Here is a 17,052-nt window from a genome sequence, read left to right on the forward strand (position 1 = left end):
GGTGCTAGTTGTTGTCGTTGTCGTTCGACGACCCCGACCCCGACCCGGACCCAGACCCGCGGTTACCGCCAAGCCGGTCGAACAGCCCGGAAGCCGCCCGCGCCCCGGTCTCGGCAACCCCGCGGACGATTCCGGCCAGCGGGTCCTCGGACCGGTTCCACGACTCGCGGTAGGAGTTGGCCGCGTTCTTCATCTCTTCTGTGACCGAGGCGTCCCTGTCGGTCTCCCGCCGCGGGTAGTCCCCGGCCAGGATCGACTCGTAAGAACCGTCGGTCGCCCACCGGTCGAGCTCGGCGAACCGCACCACGGCGAACGGGTGCGTGTTCCCCTGTAGCTGCAGCAGCTTCAGGATCGAGTCGCGCAGGTCGGGCACCGCGTCGTACTCGTGCGCCTGCTCGCGGAACGCGTCGGGGTTGAGCTCGGACAGGTAGGGCCCGCCCGCCAGCTTCATCAGCGCCCGCCGCGCGGCGTCCACGTCCTGGCCGGCCAGCAGCCCGGCCCGGTCACAGGACAGCTCGGACTTGCGGAACCACTCCTCGAGGCCCCAGATGATGGCCCGCAGCCCGAGGTAGCCGAGCGGCATCCAGGCGATCCTCGCGGCGAGCTGGATGAGGATGAGCATCATCGTCCGGTACACCGCGTGCCCGGACAGGATGTGCCCGAGCTCGTGGCCGATGACCCAGCGCAGCTCCTCCTCGTCGTGCAGGTTGACCAGGCCCGTGGTCACCACGACGAACGGCCTGTCGCGCCCGATCGCCATCGCGTTGACGATCGGCGACTGCATGACATAGCACTCGGGAACCTCGGGGAGGTCAAGGATGTAGGCGCCGTCCCGCACGAGTGCGTGGATGTGCGGGAACTGGCGCTCGGAGACCTTGACAGCGCCGGCCAGGAAGGTCAGCCGCAAGGCACGTTCGTTGATGAGGCCGAAGAGCTTGCTCAGCAGCACGTCGAAGCCGCTCAGCTTGCGCAGCGCGACTAGCGCGGAGCGGTCTGCCGGGTGCTCGTAGGCGCGGGACGAAATGCCCGTGAGCCGGACTCTGGCACGATCTGGCACTGAAGTCATATCTCGAATGGTAGACCCACCCGCGACCAGAACGCATCGCCCGCAGGGCGTAACCCGCAGGGATTACCAGGAACGTTTTCCGGCTGGCCGGCCCGATACCATCTCGGTACGGTGCACAAAGGAGATAGCAGTTGATCAACGGGCGCAGGCGGGTCGGAGTGATGGGCGGTACGTTCGACCCTGTCCACCACGGTCACCTGGTGGCCGGCAGCGAGGTCGCGCACATCTTCGCGCTCGACGAGGTCATCTTCGTGCCGACCGGCGAGCCGTACCAGAAGTCCGGCAGGGATATCTCGAGCGCCGAGGACCGCTACCTGATGACGGTGATCGCCACCGCGTCCAACCCGCGATTCTCCGTCAGCCGCGTCGACATCGACCGCCCGGGTCCCACCTACACCATCGACACCCTGCGCGACCTGGCGGACGCGAACGGTCCCGGCACCGACCTATACTTCATCACCGGGGCGGACGCGCTGGCGAACATCCTGACATGGCACGACGTCGACGCGCTCTTCGGACTCGCGCACTTCATCGGCTGTACGCGTCCGGGCCACCGGCTGACCGGCCAGGGCCTGCCCGACGGCAAGGTGTCCCTGGTGGAGATCCCCGCCCTCGCGATTTCGAGCAGCGAATGCCGCCACCGGGTCGCGGCGGGCGAACCCGTCTGGTACCTGGTCCCGGATGGCGTCGTGCAGTACATCGCCAAGCGCGGCCTGTACCAGCGGGCAGGTCAGAACAACAAAAATCATGAATAGTCCGAACGGAATCGGCTGACTCTGGTCCCCAACACCAGGAACCGGCCACTCACGCAGCGCCACCGGTTGCGCCGCCATGAGATCCTAGGGACAAGTAACCCCGACCGAGGAGGCCGAGTCAGCCACGTGACTGCCACCGCAAGGGCCATCGAGCTCACCGAAATCGCCGCGCTCGCCGCGGCGGAGAAGCTGGCCAACGACATCGTTGCCTACGATGTCAGCGACCAGCTAGCGATCACCGACGCATTCCTGCTCTGCTCAGGCGCCAACGACAGGCAGGTCCGCTCGATCATCGACGAGGTGGAGCTGAGGCTCAAGCAGGCAGGGGCCACCCTGGTTCGCCGTGAGGGCGAGCAGGAGGGCCGCTGGGTGCTGCTTGACTACAACGATGTCGTGGTCCACGTCCAGAACAAGGAGGAGCGCATCTTCTACGCCCTCGAGCGCATCTGGAAGGACTGCCCGCGGATCGAGCTGCCCGATGTGGCGCTCATCGGCAACCCGGGCGCGGGGGAGTAACGCTGAGCGCAGCCAAGCGGCTCGTGCTGTGGCGGCACGGCCAGACGACCTGGAACGCCGAGCACCGCTTCCAGGGCCAGACCGACATACCGCTCGACGAGACGGGCGAGGCGCAGGCCGAATACGCCGCGCGCCGCCTCGCCACCCTCAGACCCGATGCGATCTTCGCCTCCGACCTATCCCGCGCGCTGCAGACCGCCGCGCCGCTCGCCCGGCTGACCGGCCTGCCGGTCGCGTCGGACAAGGAGCTGCGCGAGCGGTCAGGCGGTGACTGGGAGGGCCTGTCGGATCAGGAGATCCGCGAGCGCTACCCGGCCGAGCGCGCCACCTGGAACCCGCCCAACGGCGAGCCGACGGCCGCCGTCGCCGAGCGCGTGAACCTCGCGCTGAACAGGATCGCCAGCACCCTCGACGACGGGCAGCTCGCGGTCGTGGTCAGCCACGGCGCCGCGCTGCGGCTCGGCATGGAGCGGCTGCTCGGCCTGCCCGCCCTCAGCGTGAGCGTGCTCGGCCCGCTTGCGAACTGCTCCTGGTCGGTGCTGTCGCTGCAGGGCACCCACTGGCGGCTGCTCGAGTACAACGCGGGCACCCTGCCGGAACCAGTCATCGGCGACGACCGCTAGGGCCTCGTCAGCACGCCCGTTCTCCCGCATGGTTGTGGCAACGATACGGCTACAGGCGCATGGTTGCCGCAACCATGCGCCCAGACCACTCGCAAGGGGGGTGCCGGCCAGGCCTCTTTGCTTAGCAGGCGACCACATTTTCATCTTTGCTTAACCGGCGACCACTTCCGCGTCCGATTCGCGGCAAATGTCCCGCCGCCGGTTAAGCAAAGATGAGTGTTACGGGACGCCGGCCCGGCGGAGCAGCGCGGTGACGGCGGCGGCGCCGATCACCACGACGGGGAACGGGGCGCGGCGCGCCGCGAGCAGCCCGCCGACCAGCACTCCGGCGGGGCGCGCCCAGCCGGCGAACCCGTGGCCTGCGGTCAGCGCCGAGGTAGCGGCGAGCGCGATGAGCAGCACCGTGGCCGAGTCGGCGAACAACCGCTCCGCCGTTGGGGGCACAACCATCCGCCCGCGCAGCAGTGGCCCGGCCAGCCGCATCCCGTAGGTCAGCGCGGCAAGCGCCACGATGGCGGTCATGGGCAGCATCACAAGCCTCCAGCCTGTCCCGCGCGGACCTTTGTTTCGTCCCCGGTGAACTGGTCGTCGTCAGCCTTGACCCGCGGGCCGCGGCGGCCGAAGCGCGAGCCGGCCCGCCACCCGTCTCGCCGGGCGGCGAGCCCGCCGAGCGCGGCGAGCAGCGGCAGTCCGGCGGGCAGCACCGGGGTGAGCGCGACCGCGATCACCGCGCCGGCGCCTGCCGCCTTTCTGATCGGCCGGGAGGTCAGGGCGGGCAGCGCGAGCGCGACCACGACGGCGGGGAACGTGGCATCGAGGCCGAACGCGGCGGTGTTCGTGATCATCGACCCGGCGAGCACGCCGAGCAGCACGGTCGTGTTCCATACCGCGAACAGCACGATGCCGCAGGTCCAGAACGCGAACCGGCGCCTGGCCCGACTAGCCTGCCGCAGCGCGAAGGCGACCGACTCGTCGGTGATCAGGTGCGCGCCGACGATTCTGGTCAGCCAGCCGCGAACAGTGCTCCACGCGCCGCGCGCGCCGTCACCCGCGGCCGGACCGACCACGTCGGCGACCGCCAGGCCGTAGGGGAGCAGTCGGGTGTTCAGCACCGCCCCGGCCGCTACGGCCGCGACCGGCGACCCGCCCCCAAGCACCACGCCGATCGCCGCGATCTGCGACCCGCCCGCGAAGACGAGCACCGATAGCGCCACCGGGACCCACCACGGCAACCCGCCGGCGACGGCCGCCGCGCCGAACGAGAGCCCGACGATCCCGTCCGCCAGGGCAACCAGGGCGATGTCGCGGTAGAGCCTGGCATTCTCGGCGTCCGCGACATCGCGGGACCGCTCGCGTGGCACTGCCGGCGAGCTTGTTCGCCATAGAGTCCGCATGTTCAATATAATGAACGACAGGCGGACGTTCGTCAAACCGAACAAAGCGGAGTCTGGAGCGAACCACGTGACCCAGGAAGGCACCGAGGGAAGCCAGGGCCGGGCGGACCCCGGCACGCCGACGGACATCGTCGCGCTGGTCTCCATGTCGCTGCGCCGCGAGCGTGCCCGCGCCGCAGTGTCGCTCACCGAACTGGCCAGGCGGGCAGGCATCGCCAAGTCGACGCTGTCCCAGCTGGAGAACGGCACCGGCAACCCGTCCCTTGAGACCCTGTGGGCTCTCGGCACGGCGCTCGGCGTGCCGCTCAGCCGCCTGATCGACCCGCCGCGGAGCGACATCCGGGTGATCCGTGCCGACGAGGGCGTGGTCATGCACGCCGAGCGCGACCCGTACGAGGCGGCGATGCTGGCGTCCTGCCCGCCGGGCGCGCGCCGCGACATCTACCGGGTCGGCGCGGCGCCCGGCACCGCCCACCTGGCCCGGCCGCATACCGCGGGCACGGTGGAGCACCTGATACTCGGCAGCGGCCGCGTCCTCGCCGGACCCGAGGGCGAGGCGGTCGAGCTCGGCCCGGGCGACTACCTGCGCTACCCCGGCGACGTCCCGCACATCTTCCACGCGCTCGAGCCGGACACGGTCGGCATCATCGTCATGGAACACGTCTGACTGTCACAACGTCGCATCGCGAACAGCCGGGCAGGCATCGGTTCTCTGCCCGGCTGTTCGCGTAATGCGTTACGCGTGTCGCCTAATGCGTTCGGCGTGGCGTGCCGGTCAGCCCGTCGTGAGCACCACGATCGACTCGGCCGGCACGGTGAGTCCCTTGGCGACCGCCGTGGCGGTGGTGACGCCGGCCACGGTCCTGGTGTTGGACGAGTTCTGGCCGGCCGCCTTGTAGCTCAGCGTCTTCAGCTTGCCGTGCAGCGAGGAGGCGAACTTGAGGTGGATGCCCGACTTCGTGTTGGTGTTGATGAGGGCCACCGCGACCTTGCCGTTGCTCACCGACTGGAAGGCGAGCACGTTCGCGTTGTTGGACGTGGAGAGCGTCCGCAGCTGAGCGCCAGGCTTGGTGAGCGCGGAGACGAGCAGGTAGCCGATGTACGGGGTCTGCGGCACCGGCTTGGCCGCCGAGGTGAACATCCCCTCGTCCGGCTTGCTGCACTTGGACCCGATGTTGCCGTAGCTGTTCAGCTGCCACCAGTCGACGCTCTCCGCGCCCGCCGCCAGCCAGGACAGGGCGTCACCGGCGGCGAACAGGGCGCCGACCGGCGTGCACGGGATGGTCGTGGGCAGGTAGGTCACGCCCGTCTCGCCGACGACCATCTTCGCCGCCGGTGCGAGGGCGTTGAGCTGCGCCCTGGTCTGCTTGTACACGGGTGCGATCTGGAACAGCGACTTCAGCACCGCCTGAGCGGTCGGGTTCTTGCCGCCCATGTTGCCGCCGAAGTTGAACGGGTACCAGTGCACGTCGACGAAGCTCAGGTACTTCCTGACCGCGGGAATCACCGTGTTGTTCCACTCGGTGTTGTCGCCGACCGAGGCGCCGCCGACGTTAGCGCCGAACGCCCACGGCACGCCGAGCTGCGCGCTCGAGCTGACGGCCTTCATCGCGGCCATGAACCGCGGCGCGTGCGCGGCATAGGAGGTCGCCATCGTCGTCATGCCGGCGTCGAGGCCCTGCACGTTCATCGGGCAGTCCGCGTTGACGCCCTCCTTGTAGCCCTTGAAGTCGGCAGGAGCGGTGGCGAGCTCGTTGTTGACCTCCCAGCAGCCGTAGTTCTCGTTGCCGATCTCCCACAGCCCGACCTGCTGGCCTGCCTTGGTCTTGGACTGCTTCACCCAGGCCGCGGCCAGGGCGGGAGTGCCGGAGCCGTAGTTGACCGTCACGAAGCTCTGCGCGTGCAGCGCCCTGGCGTTCTTCGAGAACAGGCCGAAGTACAGGGCGTCGTGCACGGCGCACTTCGCGCTGTATTCGGCGGGCGCGCTATTGGGCAGGCACCTGCCGATGTCGGTGTTGGTCTTGAAGTTGAAGTAGTCGGCGGTGACCCCGCCGCCGTAGCGGATCTGGTTGATGCCCGCCTTTTTCATCAGCCCCTGAATGATGGCGCCGCTCGACCCGGTGTAAAGGGCGTCCCATGGTGCGATGTTCATGCCCAGTGGCCCGCCGGCGAGCTTCACGCCGACTGCCGCCGGTGCCGTCGTTTGCGCCGAGGCCGGTACTGTAACGGCGGCGAGGAGCGCGAGTGCGCCCCCGGCCCCCGCGAACAGCATGCGACGTCGGCCGCGCAAAAAGATCATTCTGCTTACTCCTAGTTTCGGTCCTGACCCCGAGGACAGAAATCCAGCACAGAACGCCAGATCTCTAGGCAAAGCAGGCGGGGAGCCTTACCCTCTTCCACTGGCAATATACAGGGATGATTAGCGGACGTTGATATGGGCCATGCGATGCGGGAAATTACCTTCGTGCGATCGTTTCCGCGGCGAGCCGCGCCTCTTCGGCGACCAGGTCGGCGTTGATCTGCGCGGCGGCGAATGCCCCGGCCGCCGCAGCCGCGCCGACCTGCGCGGACAGGTCGGCAACGTTCCCCGCCGCCCACACGCCGGGCACCTCGGTACGCCCGGCGGCGTCGACGGGAATGTGCTCGCCCATACCCGAGGGATGGACACTGGCGCGCAGGCCGAGACCGCCAAGGAATCCGCCCCGCGCCACCATGCGGGCGCCGACCGCAACCACCGCACGCGGCACGACGCCGCCGTCGGCGAGCCGCACGCCGGCCAGCCGGTCGCGGTCGATCGCCAGCCCGGTCACCCGGCCGTCGATCACCCGGATGCCGCGCGCGGCCAGTTGCGCCGCCTGCGCCGCGTCGAGCGCGGTCTCGTTCCCGAAGTACACCACGTCGTCGCTGAGCTGCCGGAACAGCAGCGCCTGATGCACCTACAGCGGCCCGGTGGCGAGCACGCCGATGGCCCTGTCGCGGACCTCCCAGCCGTGGCAGTACGGGCAGTGCACCACGTCCCTGCGCCACCGCTCGCGCAGCCCCGGCACGTCGGGCAGCTCATCGACGAGGCCGCTGGCCACGAGCAGCCGCCTGGCGAGCAAACAACTTTGCCGAAATGGCAAAATGGTGACCATGGAAGAAGACGTGAGCCCGACCCTCGCGGCGGTGGGACCGAGGCTGCGGGCCCTGCGGTTGCGGCGCGACATCACCCTGACCGACTTGTCGGCGCAGACCGGAGTCTCGGTGAGCACGCTGTCCCGGCTCGAGTCCGGCGACCGCAAGCCCACCCTTGAGCTGCTGCTTCCCTTGGCCAGGGCGTACGGAGTCACCCTCGACGAGCTCGTCGACGCGCCGCCGACCGGCGATCCGCGTGTCCACCTGCGCCCGATGACCAGGCAGGGCATGACGATGATCCCGCTGACGCAGCGGGCAGGCGGCATCCAGGCCTACAAGCTGATCATTCCCGCCGAAGGCCGGGGCGGGAACAACGACCCCGACCCGCGCACACACGAGGGCTACGAGTGGGTCTACGTGCTCAACGGCCGGCTCCGCCTCGTGCTCGGCGAGCACGACCTGACGCTCGCGCCCGGCGAGGCGGCCGAGTTCGACACCCGCGTCCCGCACTGGTTCGGCCCCGCCTGCGGGGAGGCCGTGGAGTTCCTCAGTCTGTTCGGCCGCGAAGGACAGCGCGCCCACCTGCGCGCCCGTCCGAGTGGCACCGCTGCCTGACCAGATGGCGCGCCTATGCTCGGCACCATGCAGGAGCAGGAGCGCCCGGGTACCGTCGCGGACGTCCACGCGCTGGCCCTGGCCATGCCGTACGTCACCACGGTGGAAGGCTCACAGGGCAAGCCGGTCTACCAGGTGGGCGGCAAGTCCTTCATCTTTTTCCGCAACCCGCGCCCCGACGCGACCGACCCGGTAACCGGGAAGCGATACGACGACGTCATCGTCTTCTGGGTCGGAAACGAGGCGGACAAGCAGTCCCTCATCGGCGAACCTGGCTCGCCGTTCTTCACCACCGCCCACTTCGATGGTCATCCGTCGGTCCTGCTCCGCGCCAGGGACCTGCCTGCGCTGACCCGCACCGAACTCGCCGAAGTCATCCAGGACGCCTGGCTGTCCCGTGCCTCCGCCCGCCGCGCCGCCGACTGGCTGCGGGAACATCCGCAGGCCGGCCAGGCACCGTGAAGGCCGGCCAGTCCAATCGAGAGTCAAAACACCGTAGGACCACGGTGGTGAAGCCGCGACGAGGCGGCGGATACTGGCGGCATGATCGACAGGAAGATCGCACTCGATACCGCGGCCGGGCACGCCAAGCGCTGGCTGGACAGTCTGGACACCCGCCAGGTGCCGCCGCAGGCCACCGTCGCCGAGGTCATCAAGGAGCTCGGCACCGAGCTGCCCGACGGGCCGACGCCCGCGCCCGAGGTCGTCGACCTGCTGGCCACCGCCTGCGAGCCCGGCCTGACCGCGATGCCGTCTGGCCGGTTCTACGGCATGGTCATCGGCGGCGCGCACCCGGCGGCGCTCGCGGCCGACTGGCTGGTCAGCGCCTGGGACCAGAACTCCGCCATGCGCCAGGTGACACCCGCCCACTCGGCCGTCGAAGACGTAACGAGCGCCTGGCTGCTCGACCTGCTCGGCCTGCCAGCGGGCAGCGCCGTCGGCTTCGTCACCGGCGCGACGATGTCGATCTTCACCTGCCTCGCCGCCGCCCGCGACGCGGTGCTGCAGCGGGCCGGCTGGGACGTCGCGACCCGCGGCCTTTCCGGATCCCCGCGCATCCGCGTCCTCGTCGGAGCGCAGCGCCACGACACGGTGGACCTGGCCCTGCGCTACCTGGGCCTCGGCGCTCCGCAGCCGGTCGCCGCCGACGACCAGGGCCGCATCGACCCCGGTGCCCTGGCCGAGGCGCTGGAACAGGGCCCGCGGGGCATGCCGGCGATCGTCGTGCTGCAGGCAGGCAACCTGCACTCCGGCGCCTTCGACCCGTTCCCCCGTGCCATCGCAGTCGCCAAGGAGCACGGTGCCTGGGTGCACGTCGACGGCGCGTTCGGCCTGTTCGCCGCCGCGTCGCCCAAGACACGCCACCTCACGGCCGGCTATGAGCGGGCCGATTCGTGGACCACCGACGCGCACAAGACGCTCAACGTCCCCTACGACTGCGGCATGGCGATCGTCGCCGACCGTGCCGCGCTGCGCGCCGCGATGAGCATCCGCACCGACTACCTGATGCAGGACACCGAGGGCGACCCCTTCGAGACTGTCCCCGAGATGTCACGGCGCGGCCGCGCGTTCACAGTCTGGGCGGTGCTGCGCGCACTCGGCCGCTCCGGCGTGGCCGACCTGGTCGACGGCTTCTGCAGGCATGCGGCCGCCTTCGCCGAGGGCATCGCCACCATCGACGGTGCCACCGTCGAGAACGACGTGGTGTTCTCTCAGGTGTGCGCGAGCTTCGGCTCCGACCAGCGCACGGCGGACGTCACCGCGCGGCTGATGGCCGACGGCACCACCTGGATGACCGGCTCCCGCTGGCGGGGCAAGGCGGTGCTCCGCGTCTCGGTGAGCAACTGGTCCACCACCGACGACGACGTGGCCCGCAGCCTGGACGCCCTGCGGAAGGCAGCCGCACCCTGATGCCTCGACTCACGAACAGGATCATCCCGAACGGTTGCGGCTCTCCGCCCGGCCCGGCCCGCAGTCACGCCACCGCCCGGACGGCGTGACAACCACTAACGAAGGGACGCAGAGGTGGAGTTCGCCTTCCGGTCGGGCCCCGATGCGGGCAGCCCGCCGGGCACGTGCGTACTGACTGGCGCCGTCGAGTACCCGCAGCTGGTGCTCAAGCAGGCGGAGTTCGAGCACAACCTGGCGGCGATGCGCGAGTTCTGCGCGGCCAAGGGGGTCGCGCTCGCGCCGCACGCCAAGACGAGCATGTCCCCGGCCATCATCAACCGCCAGCTGGCGGCGGGCGCCTGGGGCATGACGGTCGCGAGCGTGGGTCAGCTTCGCGTCTGCCTGGAGATCGGCGTGCCGGTCATGATCCTCGCGAACGAGCTGGTCAACCCGGCCGCCGGGCGCTGGCTCGGCGAGGCCATGGCCGGGCGTCCGGCGCAGCGGGTGTACTGCGTCGTCGACTCGGCCGCGGGTGTCGAGCGGCTTGCCGATGGCTGGCAGGCGAGCGGCAACCCCGCGGCGCTGCCGGTTCTCGTCGAGCTCGGCATCTCCGGCGGACGATGCGGCTGCCGGACAGCAGCCGAGGCAGAATCGGTCGCCCGCGCCGTCGCCGGCCGGCCGGAGCTGTGCCTGGCCGGTGTCGAAGCCTTCGAGGGCATCCTGCCCGGCGGGTCGGCCGAGGAGCTGCACGCGGTGGACGAGTTCCTGCGGCGTCTCGGGGACGTCGCGGTCCGCCTGGACCGGCTTGGCCTGCTGTCGCAGGAGACCGAGCCGGTGCTGACGGCAGGCGGCAGCCTGTACTTCGACCGGGTGGCCGAGCTCCTCAGCGCCGTCCGCCTCTCCCGGCCGCACCGGGTGGTGCTGCGCAGCGGCTGCTACGCCTTCCACGACCACGCGAAGCACGCGCCCCCCAGCCGCACCGGACGCCCCCGCCACTCCACGCGCGCCGACACCGGTCCGCTGGCCGGCGCCGAGGGCACCACGGAGCTGCGCCCGGCCCTGGAGGCCTGGTGCGAGGTGGTCAGCGTCCCCGAGCCCGGCCAGGCCATCGCGGCGCTCGGCAGGCGAGACGCGCCGTACGACGCGGGCTACCCCGTCGTGTTCGCCCGCCGCCCGGCCGCCGGCGGCCCGGCCGAGCCGTGCGCGGGCGTGTCTGTCACGGCGATGAACGACCAGCACGCCTACCTCAGCGTGCCCGCCGGGTCGCCGCTCGCCGTCGGTGACCTACTCGGCTGCGGCATCATCCACCCCTGCACCGCCTTCGACAAGTGGCGCAGGATCGCCCTGGTGGACGAGAACTATCGCGTGCTCGACACCATCGAAACCTGCTTCTAGGCAGCTCGCAGCCCGGTGCGCGCTGATGACGCGCACCGGGCTCCGCGGCGAGCTATCCGGCGTTCCAGAAGGAGCACTGGTGCTCGGCGCTGAAGGTCGCCGCCGAGATCGTCTGCGATTGGTCACCAGGCCGCAGCGACATCAGCTGGCCGCTGGTGTACCTGGGCCAGTACGGCTGTCCCTGAACCGACGGCCTGCCGGTCTTCACGAAGGCGCCCCAATACCTGATCATCTGCCTGGACAGCTCAAGCTGGGCCGGCGTGAACAGGTCATACAGCGAGTAGCCGTTGTTGAAGCTCGGCCACAGGTAGGCGAGCTCCATCGCGTGCCCGGCGCCCCACTGGTATCCGGGATGGTCCATGTTCAGCCCGGGGGCGTGCAGGTCGTCGAACTGGTAGAAGTACGTCCGCGTGCCGCTCGCGAACTGTGCCGCCAGGTTCTGCGTGGGACACCCGCCGATCCCGGTGAGGAAACCGCTGTCGGTCCAGATGTCGCCGATCTGGTAGGCGGCGGTGTACGGGCTCGGGTAGGAGCTCCACGGGTAGTGCGCGAGGATGGCCGGCGCCGCGGACGCCCCGTACAGGCTGGTGATGAACGCGGCGGCCTGCGCCTGCGTGAAGCCGGTGAAGCCCTGCGCGAAGGTCCTGCCCTCGTTGTGGTTGGTGCCCATCAGCACCGGCAGGTGGTCGTAGTGTCCCGACGCCACCGCGGACGCGGGCGCGACGGGCAGCTCGGGACCGCCGTAGGTGAACAGCGGCTGGTAGCTGCTGCTGGCGTCGAGCAGCGTCTTTTCCGGCAGCGCCCGCAGGCACGCCGCCGCGGTCGCCTGGTCGGGGCATCCGGCCGCCTTGGCGAACGCGAGGCTCGCGGTCTGCGCCGTGGCCCGGCTCTGCGAGGCGCAGCTGCCGCTCTGCATGATCACGCCGCGGAACAGCCCGCGGGCCGGCGGTGAGGTCAGCAGCGCGCACATGGACCAGCCGCCCGCCGACTCGCCGTCGATGGTGACCTTGGACGGGTTGCCGCCGAAGGAGCGGATGTTCCGCTGCACCCAGCGCAGCGCCGCCGCCTGGTCGAGCAGACCGTAGTTGCCGCTGCCCGTCGACTTGCCCTTGCCGAGGCCCGGAATGTCGAGGAAGCCGAACGGGCCGAGCCGGTAGTTGATGGACACCACGATGATGTGGTCGGTCGTCACGATGAGCGAACCGTCGTGCTGGTCGCCGGCGCCGGTGGTAAGCCCGCCGCCATGGATCATGACGAGAACAGGAAGGCCGGAACCCCGGCCGTGGCGGGATTGCCGGTCCTGGCCGGGCGGCGTGTACACGTTCAGGTAGAGGCAGTCCTCGTTGTCGATGCGCGGGCCGTTGCCGCTCGCCGTCTGCGCGCACCGGCCGCCGTACGAGGTGGCCTGGCGGACGCCCTTCCAACGGGCCGCCGGCTGGGGTGCCGCCCAGCGCAGCGCGCCGGTCGGCGGCGCCGCGTAGGGGATGCCGAGGTACTGGTCGGCGCCCTCCGCATTGGTGCCATGCAGCAGGCCCTTGTCGGTCCGCACAATCAGTCCGTGGCTCCCGCCTGTTGGAGCGGAGCCCGCGGCCGACGCGCCCGGTGCCAGGGTCACCCCGGTGACCAGCGTGGCGGCGGCGAGCAGCAGTCCCGCCGCCGTCCGCGCCCTCGTTGCTCTGCCGCGCACGCGGCCAGTCTCGGAAATCACGAGTCCCTCCAGCGCTTGGTGGCTGCGATGACACTTGTCACGCCGATACAACGGGACACTCATCCACTTCTTGAATTCTGTCAACAAATGAAGTAATGAGCGTAAAATCCGGGATTAGTTACTTCAGATCTGGAGAAATGAAGGGGTCTGACAACGGCACTTAGACCGGCTTTATTCGCCAGGAGGCCGACCATGCAGCCGCGCACCCGGATGGACAGGCCAGCACCCAGGTCAAGCCGTGATCTCGTGCTGACAGCGCTCCGCGCGCGCGGACCGATGAGCAGGGCGGAGCTCGCCAGGCAGGCCGGCATCGCACCGTCGACGATCAGCGCCGTGGTGCAGGAACTGGCGGCCGCCGGCCTGGTCGTCGCCGCGCACCAACCGCGCGAGGAAACACAGCCGGGCGAGGAAACACAGCCGAGCGAGGCGCCACGGCCAGGCAGGCCGGGCCTGCGGCTGACGCTCAACCCGCGGCTCGGCGCGGTCGCCGGCGTGGAGTTCTGCTTCGACAAGGTCCGCGTCCTGCTGTGCGACCTCGCGCACAACGTCGTCGCCACGGCCGAATGCGACCTGCCCCGCGCGCACAGCAGCGACGCCGCCCTCGCCGCCGGGGGACGGCTTGTCGCCAAGGCGCTCGCCGACGCCGGGCTGCCACGCGACGCGCTCATCGCCGCCGGGGTCTCGGTGCCCGGCCCGGTTCGCCGGCACCCGGACACCGTCACGCCGTCGGCGATACTCCCCGGCTGGCACGGCGTGAACGGCGACGACATCGCCGCGGCCCTCGGCGCCGCGGTCAGCATCGACAACGACGCCAACCTGGCCGCGCTCGGCGAGCACGTCTGGGGCGCGGGGCGCGGCTGCGTCGACAGCGTGACGCTCAAGTTCCACTACGGCATCGGTTGCGGCCTGTTCGTCAACGGCTCCCTGGTCCGCGGCAGCGGCGGCGCGGGCGAGATCGGGCACATCGTCGTCGACGAGCGAGGACCGCTGTGCCGCTGCGGCAAGCGCGGCTGCCTGGAAACCTACGCCGCGATCTCCGCCATCATGGAGGCACTCAGCCCGCAGCACGGCGAGCTGACGCTGCCGGAACTGCTGCGGCTGCTCGCCGCGCGCGACCCAGGCGCGGTGCGCGTGGTGGGCGACGCGGCGGAGCTCGTCGGCACGCACCTGGCCGCCGTGTGCAACCTGCTCGCGCCGAGCATGGTCATCGTGACCGGGCCGATGGCCCGCGCCGGGGACCTGGTCCTCGACCCGATCAGGGCCGCGATCCGCCGGCACATCGCGCCCAACGCGGTCCCGCGGGTGGTGCTCGGCTCGCTCGGCAACAGGAACACCGCGCTGGGCGCGATCGCCCTCGCACTCGACGAGACCGAGTGGCTGCCTGCCAGGCGCGCGCGAGCCTAACCCGATCATCCCAAACGGTTGCCTGTCAAACCCGGCACCGCACCGCACCGCCGTGCCGCCAGGCGTGCGCTAGCCGTAGATCTTCTTGACCTCGTTCTTAAGCAGCTTCCCCGTCGGCGTGCGCGGCAGCTCAGCGGCGAAGACGAAGCTGCGCGGGATCTTGAAGCCGGCGATCCTGCCGCGCAGGTAGGCGGTCAGCTCCGCGGCGAGCTCGTCGCCGGGCTCGGCGTCCGCCGACGGCTGCACGACCGCCTTGACCTCCTCGCCCATCTCCGGGTTCGGCACCCCGATCACCGCCACGTCGGCGACCGCAGGGTGCAGCGCGAGAGCGCTCTCGATCTCCTGCGGGTAGATGTTCACGCCGCCCGAGATGATCATGAACGCCTTGCGGTCGGTGAGGTAGAGGAAGCCGTCCTCGTCGGCGTATCCCATGTCGCCGACCGTGGTCCAGTTCGGGTGGCCGGAGTGGCGGGATGCCTCGGTCTTCGCCGCGTCGTGCAGGTACTCGAACGGCGCCTGCTCCTGCTCGAAGTACACGGTGCCGACCTCGCCGGCCGGCAGCTCGTTGCCTTCTGGGTCGCAGATCCGCAGCACGCCGAGCACCGGCTTGCCGACAGAGCCTGGCCGGTCCGCCCACTGCGCCGAGTCGATGAAAGTGAAGCCGCTGCCCTCGGTTGAGGAGTAGTACTCGCGCAGGATCGGCCCCCACCAGTCGATCATCGCCCGCTTGACGTCGACCGGGCAGGGCGCCGCCGCGTGCACCGCGACGCGGTGACTGGACAGGTCATAGCGCTGCCGTTCCTCATCGGGAAGACGGAGCATCCGCACGAAGTGAGTGGGCACCCACTGGCTGTGCGTCACCCGGTACTGCTCGATCGCCTCGAGAGCCTGCGCGGCGTCGAACCGGTCCATCAGCACCACCGTGCCGCCGACCGCCTGGGCGGTACCGCACCAGCGCAGCGGCGCCGCGTGGTACAGCGGCGCGGGGGAGAGGTAAACCGGCGGCTGGTCGCCGCCGAAGTCGAAGAAGAAGCGGGCGAGCAGGGTCAGCGCCGCGTCCTGCTCGTCGACCTTGTGCTCGGGCAGCGGCGGCCGCACGCCCTTGGGGCGGCCGGTGGTGCCCGACGAGTACAGCATGGTCGAGCCGGACCACAGCTCGGGCACGTCCAGCTCGCCCGCCGCGTCGAGCGCGGCCTCGTAGGGATCGCAGCCGGTGACGGCGCCGCCGTAGGCTAGCCGCGTCTTCGCCGCGGTGGCGCCGGCGGCGACCTCGGCGGCCAGCTCGCCGAGCCCGGCGGAGACGACAAGGGCCCGCGCGCCGCTGTCCGCGACGATGTATCCGGCCTCTTCCACGGTCAGGTGGGAGTTGACCGCCGTCAGGTAGAGCCCCGAGCGCAGAGCCGCCCAGTACACCTCGAACGCGGGCAGCGCGTTATCGGTGAACAGCGCGACCACGTCGCCGCGCCGCAGACCCGCGTCGTACAGCAGCCGGCTGAGCCGACGGGAGCGGTCCTCGAGCTCGGCGTAGCTCAGCCGCTCGCCGGTTCGTGCCATGACCGCCGCGGTCCGATCGGGATCGATGCGGGCGAACGTGCCGGGATACATCGCGTCTTCCTCCTTGAATACGCGGTGCGCGGTGCAGCCTGGTCCGGCGGCGAGCACCAGGCTGCTGACTCACCGTCGGCAGTCCCGCGTGCCGAATGATCGTCAACGTATGTTCGGCACGCCGGGATTGTCCAGACCTGGGCGAGACGGCCCCCGGGCGGAGGGCTACCGCCCGGTCCAGCGCGGCAGGCGCTTCTCCGCGAAGGCGAGCGCTCCTTCACGCGCGTCCTCGGACGTGAAAACCGGCTCGACCAGGACTCCCTGCCGCTGCCAGAACTCGCCGGCCGGCCACCCGGCGGCCTCGGCGACGACCTTCTTGGTGGCGAGCACGGCGAGTGGCCCGTTGGCCGCGATCGCGGCCGCCAGCTCGCGCGCGGCGGCGAGCGCGCCGCCCGGCGCGGTGAGCCGGTTGACCAGGCCGAAGTGGTGACCACGGGGCGCGTCGAGGAACTCGCCGGTCAGCGCGAGCTCCATGGCAACCTGGTAGGGGATCCGCTGGGGAAGCCGCAGCAGCCCGCCCGCCGCGGCGACCAGGCCGCGCTTGACCTCGGGAAGCCCGAACTTCGCGTTCTCCGCGGCGACCACCAGGTCGCAGGACAGCGCGATCTCGCAACCGCCGGCCAGCGCGTAGCCCTCGACGGCCGCGATCAGCGGCTTGGCGGGCGGCGCCTCGGTGATGCCCGCGAAACCGCGGCCGGGGATCGACGGCCGGCCGCCGGTGAGGAACGCCTTCAGGTCCATCCCGGCGCAGAACGTGCCGCCCGCGCCGGTGATCACCCCGGCTCGCAGGTCGCCGCGGGCATCCAGGTCATCAAGTGCCGCCGCGATGCCGCTCGCGACCTCGCCGTTGACCGCGTTGCGGGCCTCGGGACGGTTGATGGTGATCACCAGGACGCCGTCGGCGTCTTCGGTCTGAACCGTGTCGGTCACGAATCCTCCAAGTAGCTCATTGGCGTGCGGAGCATAT

18 protein-coding genes are annotated in these 17,052 nt (G+C 70.5%); 9 read left to right on the top strand and 9 right to left on the bottom strand.

Translation table 11 applies throughout. The features are described 5' to 3' along the window. Window positions 1–4: 4 nt before the first annotated feature. Entirely contained in the window at window positions 5–1,066 is a 1,062-nt protein-coding gene (locus EAS64_RS20315) for a M48 family metallopeptidase (RefSeq protein WP_145855030.1), read from the bottom strand. A gap of 131 nt (window positions 1,067–1,197) precedes the next feature. Here EAS64_RS20315 and nadD point away from each other — a divergent pair, with 131 nt between their 5' ends. From nadD to EAS64_RS20330, 3 genes are all read left to right on the top strand, one after another. After that, on the top strand, window positions 1,198–1,821 hold the full coding sequence (gene nadD / locus EAS64_RS20320) for a nicotinate-nucleotide adenylyltransferase (protein WP_439333612.1): 624 nt from the start codon (window positions 1,198–1,200) through the stop codon (window positions 1,819–1,821). 126 nt (window positions 1,822–1,947) lie between these two features. Further along, a complete protein-coding gene (gene rsfS / locus EAS64_RS20325; RefSeq protein WP_145855032.1) occupies window positions 1,948–2,337 on the top strand; it encodes a ribosome silencing factor in 390 nt (129 codons plus the stop codon). A 2-nt stretch (window positions 2,338–2,339) separates the two neighbouring features. After that, window positions 2,340–2,960: a histidine phosphatase family protein gene (locus EAS64_RS20330; protein ID WP_145855034.1), complete on the top strand. Its 621-nt coding sequence runs from the start codon at window positions 2,340–2,342 to the stop codon at window positions 2,958–2,960. A 219-nt stretch (window positions 2,961–3,179) separates the two neighbouring features. On the opposite strand, the gene EAS64_RS20335 is transcribed toward EAS64_RS20330, so the two are convergent. Beyond that, a complete protein-coding gene (locus EAS64_RS20335; RefSeq protein WP_246115784.1) occupies window positions 3,180–3,482 on the bottom strand; it encodes an AzlD domain-containing protein in 303 nt (100 codons plus the stop codon). 8 nt (window positions 3,483–3,490) lie between these two features. Beyond that, window positions 3,491–4,354, bottom strand: a complete 864-nt coding sequence (locus EAS64_RS20340) for an AzlC family ABC transporter permease (RefSeq protein ID WP_145855038.1) — start codon at window positions 4,352–4,354, stop codon at window positions 3,491–3,493. Window positions 4,355–4,421: 67 nt separating this feature from the next. Here EAS64_RS20340 and EAS64_RS20345 point away from each other — a divergent pair, with 67 nt between their 5' ends. Beyond that, window positions 4,422–5,021, top strand: coding sequence for a helix-turn-helix domain-containing protein (locus EAS64_RS20345; protein WP_246115785.1), 600 nt, complete (start codon window positions 4,422–4,424; stop codon window positions 5,019–5,021). Between the two features lie 108 nt (window positions 5,022–5,129). On the opposite strand, the gene EAS64_RS20350 is transcribed toward EAS64_RS20345, so the two are convergent. The 3 genes from EAS64_RS20350 to EAS64_RS44870 form a co-directional block, all read right to left on the bottom strand. Continuing rightward, window positions 5,130–6,653: a hypothetical protein gene (locus EAS64_RS20350; RefSeq protein ID WP_145855041.1), complete on the bottom strand. Its 1,524-nt coding sequence runs from the start codon at window positions 6,651–6,653 to the stop codon at window positions 5,130–5,132. 157 nt (window positions 6,654–6,810) lie between these two features. Beyond that, entirely contained in the window at window positions 6,811–7,290 is a 480-nt protein-coding gene (locus EAS64_RS20355) for an FAD-dependent oxidoreductase (RefSeq protein WP_222849464.1), read from the bottom strand. Beyond that, window positions 7,291–7,434 carry a hypothetical protein gene (locus EAS64_RS44870; protein ID WP_222849465.1) on the bottom strand — a complete coding sequence of 48 codons (144 nt, stop codon included), beginning with the start codon at window positions 7,432–7,434 and terminating at the stop codon, window positions 7,291–7,293. 52 nt (window positions 7,435–7,486) lie between these two features. Here EAS64_RS44870 and EAS64_RS20360 point away from each other — a divergent pair, with 52 nt between their 5' ends. The 4 genes from EAS64_RS20360 (at window position 7,487) to EAS64_RS20375 (ending at window position 11,368) form a co-directional block, all read left to right on the top strand. Beyond that, the gene (locus tag EAS64_RS20360) at window positions 7,487–8,083 is read left to right on the top strand and encodes a helix-turn-helix domain-containing protein (RefSeq protein ID WP_145855043.1); all 597 of its coding nucleotides are present in this window, start codon (window positions 7,487–7,489) and stop codon (window positions 8,081–8,083) included. A gap of 27 nt (window positions 8,084–8,110) precedes the next feature. Further along, window positions 8,111–8,545 carry an MmcQ/YjbR family DNA-binding protein gene (locus EAS64_RS20365; protein WP_145855045.1) on the top strand — a complete coding sequence of 145 codons (435 nt, stop codon included), beginning with the start codon at window positions 8,111–8,113 and terminating at the stop codon, window positions 8,543–8,545. 81 nt (window positions 8,546–8,626) lie between these two features. Further along, window positions 8,627–9,994, top strand: a complete 1,368-nt coding sequence (locus EAS64_RS20370) for a pyridoxal phosphate-dependent decarboxylase family protein (RefSeq protein ID WP_145855047.1) — start codon at window positions 8,627–8,629, stop codon at window positions 9,992–9,994. 114 nt (window positions 9,995–10,108) lie between these two features. Continuing rightward, window positions 10,109–11,368: an alanine racemase gene (locus tag EAS64_RS20375; protein ID WP_145855049.1), complete on the top strand. Its 1,260-nt coding sequence runs from the start codon at window positions 10,109–10,111 to the stop codon at window positions 11,366–11,368. Between the two features lie 52 nt (window positions 11,369–11,420). Here EAS64_RS20375 and EAS64_RS20380 read toward each other — a convergent pair whose 3' ends face one another. Then, window positions 11,421–13,055 carry a carboxylesterase/lipase family protein gene (locus EAS64_RS20380; RefSeq protein WP_222849466.1) on the bottom strand — a complete coding sequence of 545 codons (1,635 nt, stop codon included), beginning with the start codon at window positions 13,053–13,055 and terminating at the stop codon, window positions 11,421–11,423. Window positions 13,056–13,268: 213 nt separating this feature from the next. Between EAS64_RS20380 and EAS64_RS20385 the strand changes: the two genes are divergently transcribed. After that, window positions 13,269–14,480, top strand: coding sequence for an ROK family transcriptional regulator (locus tag EAS64_RS20385; protein ID WP_145855053.1), 1,212 nt, complete (start codon window positions 13,269–13,271; stop codon window positions 14,478–14,480). 69 nt (window positions 14,481–14,549) lie between these two features. Here the strand turns inward: EAS64_RS20385 and EAS64_RS20390 are convergent, their stop codons facing one another. Both EAS64_RS20390 and EAS64_RS20395 read right to left on the bottom strand, forming a co-directional pair. After that, window positions 14,550–16,142, bottom strand: coding sequence for an acyl-CoA synthetase (locus EAS64_RS20390; RefSeq protein ID WP_246115786.1), 1,593 nt, complete (start codon window positions 16,140–16,142; stop codon window positions 14,550–14,552). A 108-nt stretch (window positions 16,143–16,250) separates the two neighbouring features. Next, window positions 16,251–17,015, bottom strand: coding sequence for a crotonase/enoyl-CoA hydratase family protein (locus tag EAS64_RS20395; protein WP_246115787.1), 765 nt, complete (start codon window positions 17,013–17,015; stop codon window positions 16,251–16,253). Window positions 17,016–17,052 lie beyond the last annotated feature (37 nt).

The sequence above is a fragment of the Trebonia kvetii genome, from assembly GCF_007827045.1.
Classification (GTDB): Bacteria; Actinomycetota; Actinomycetes; order Streptosporangiales; family Streptosporangiaceae; genus Trebonia; species Trebonia kvetii.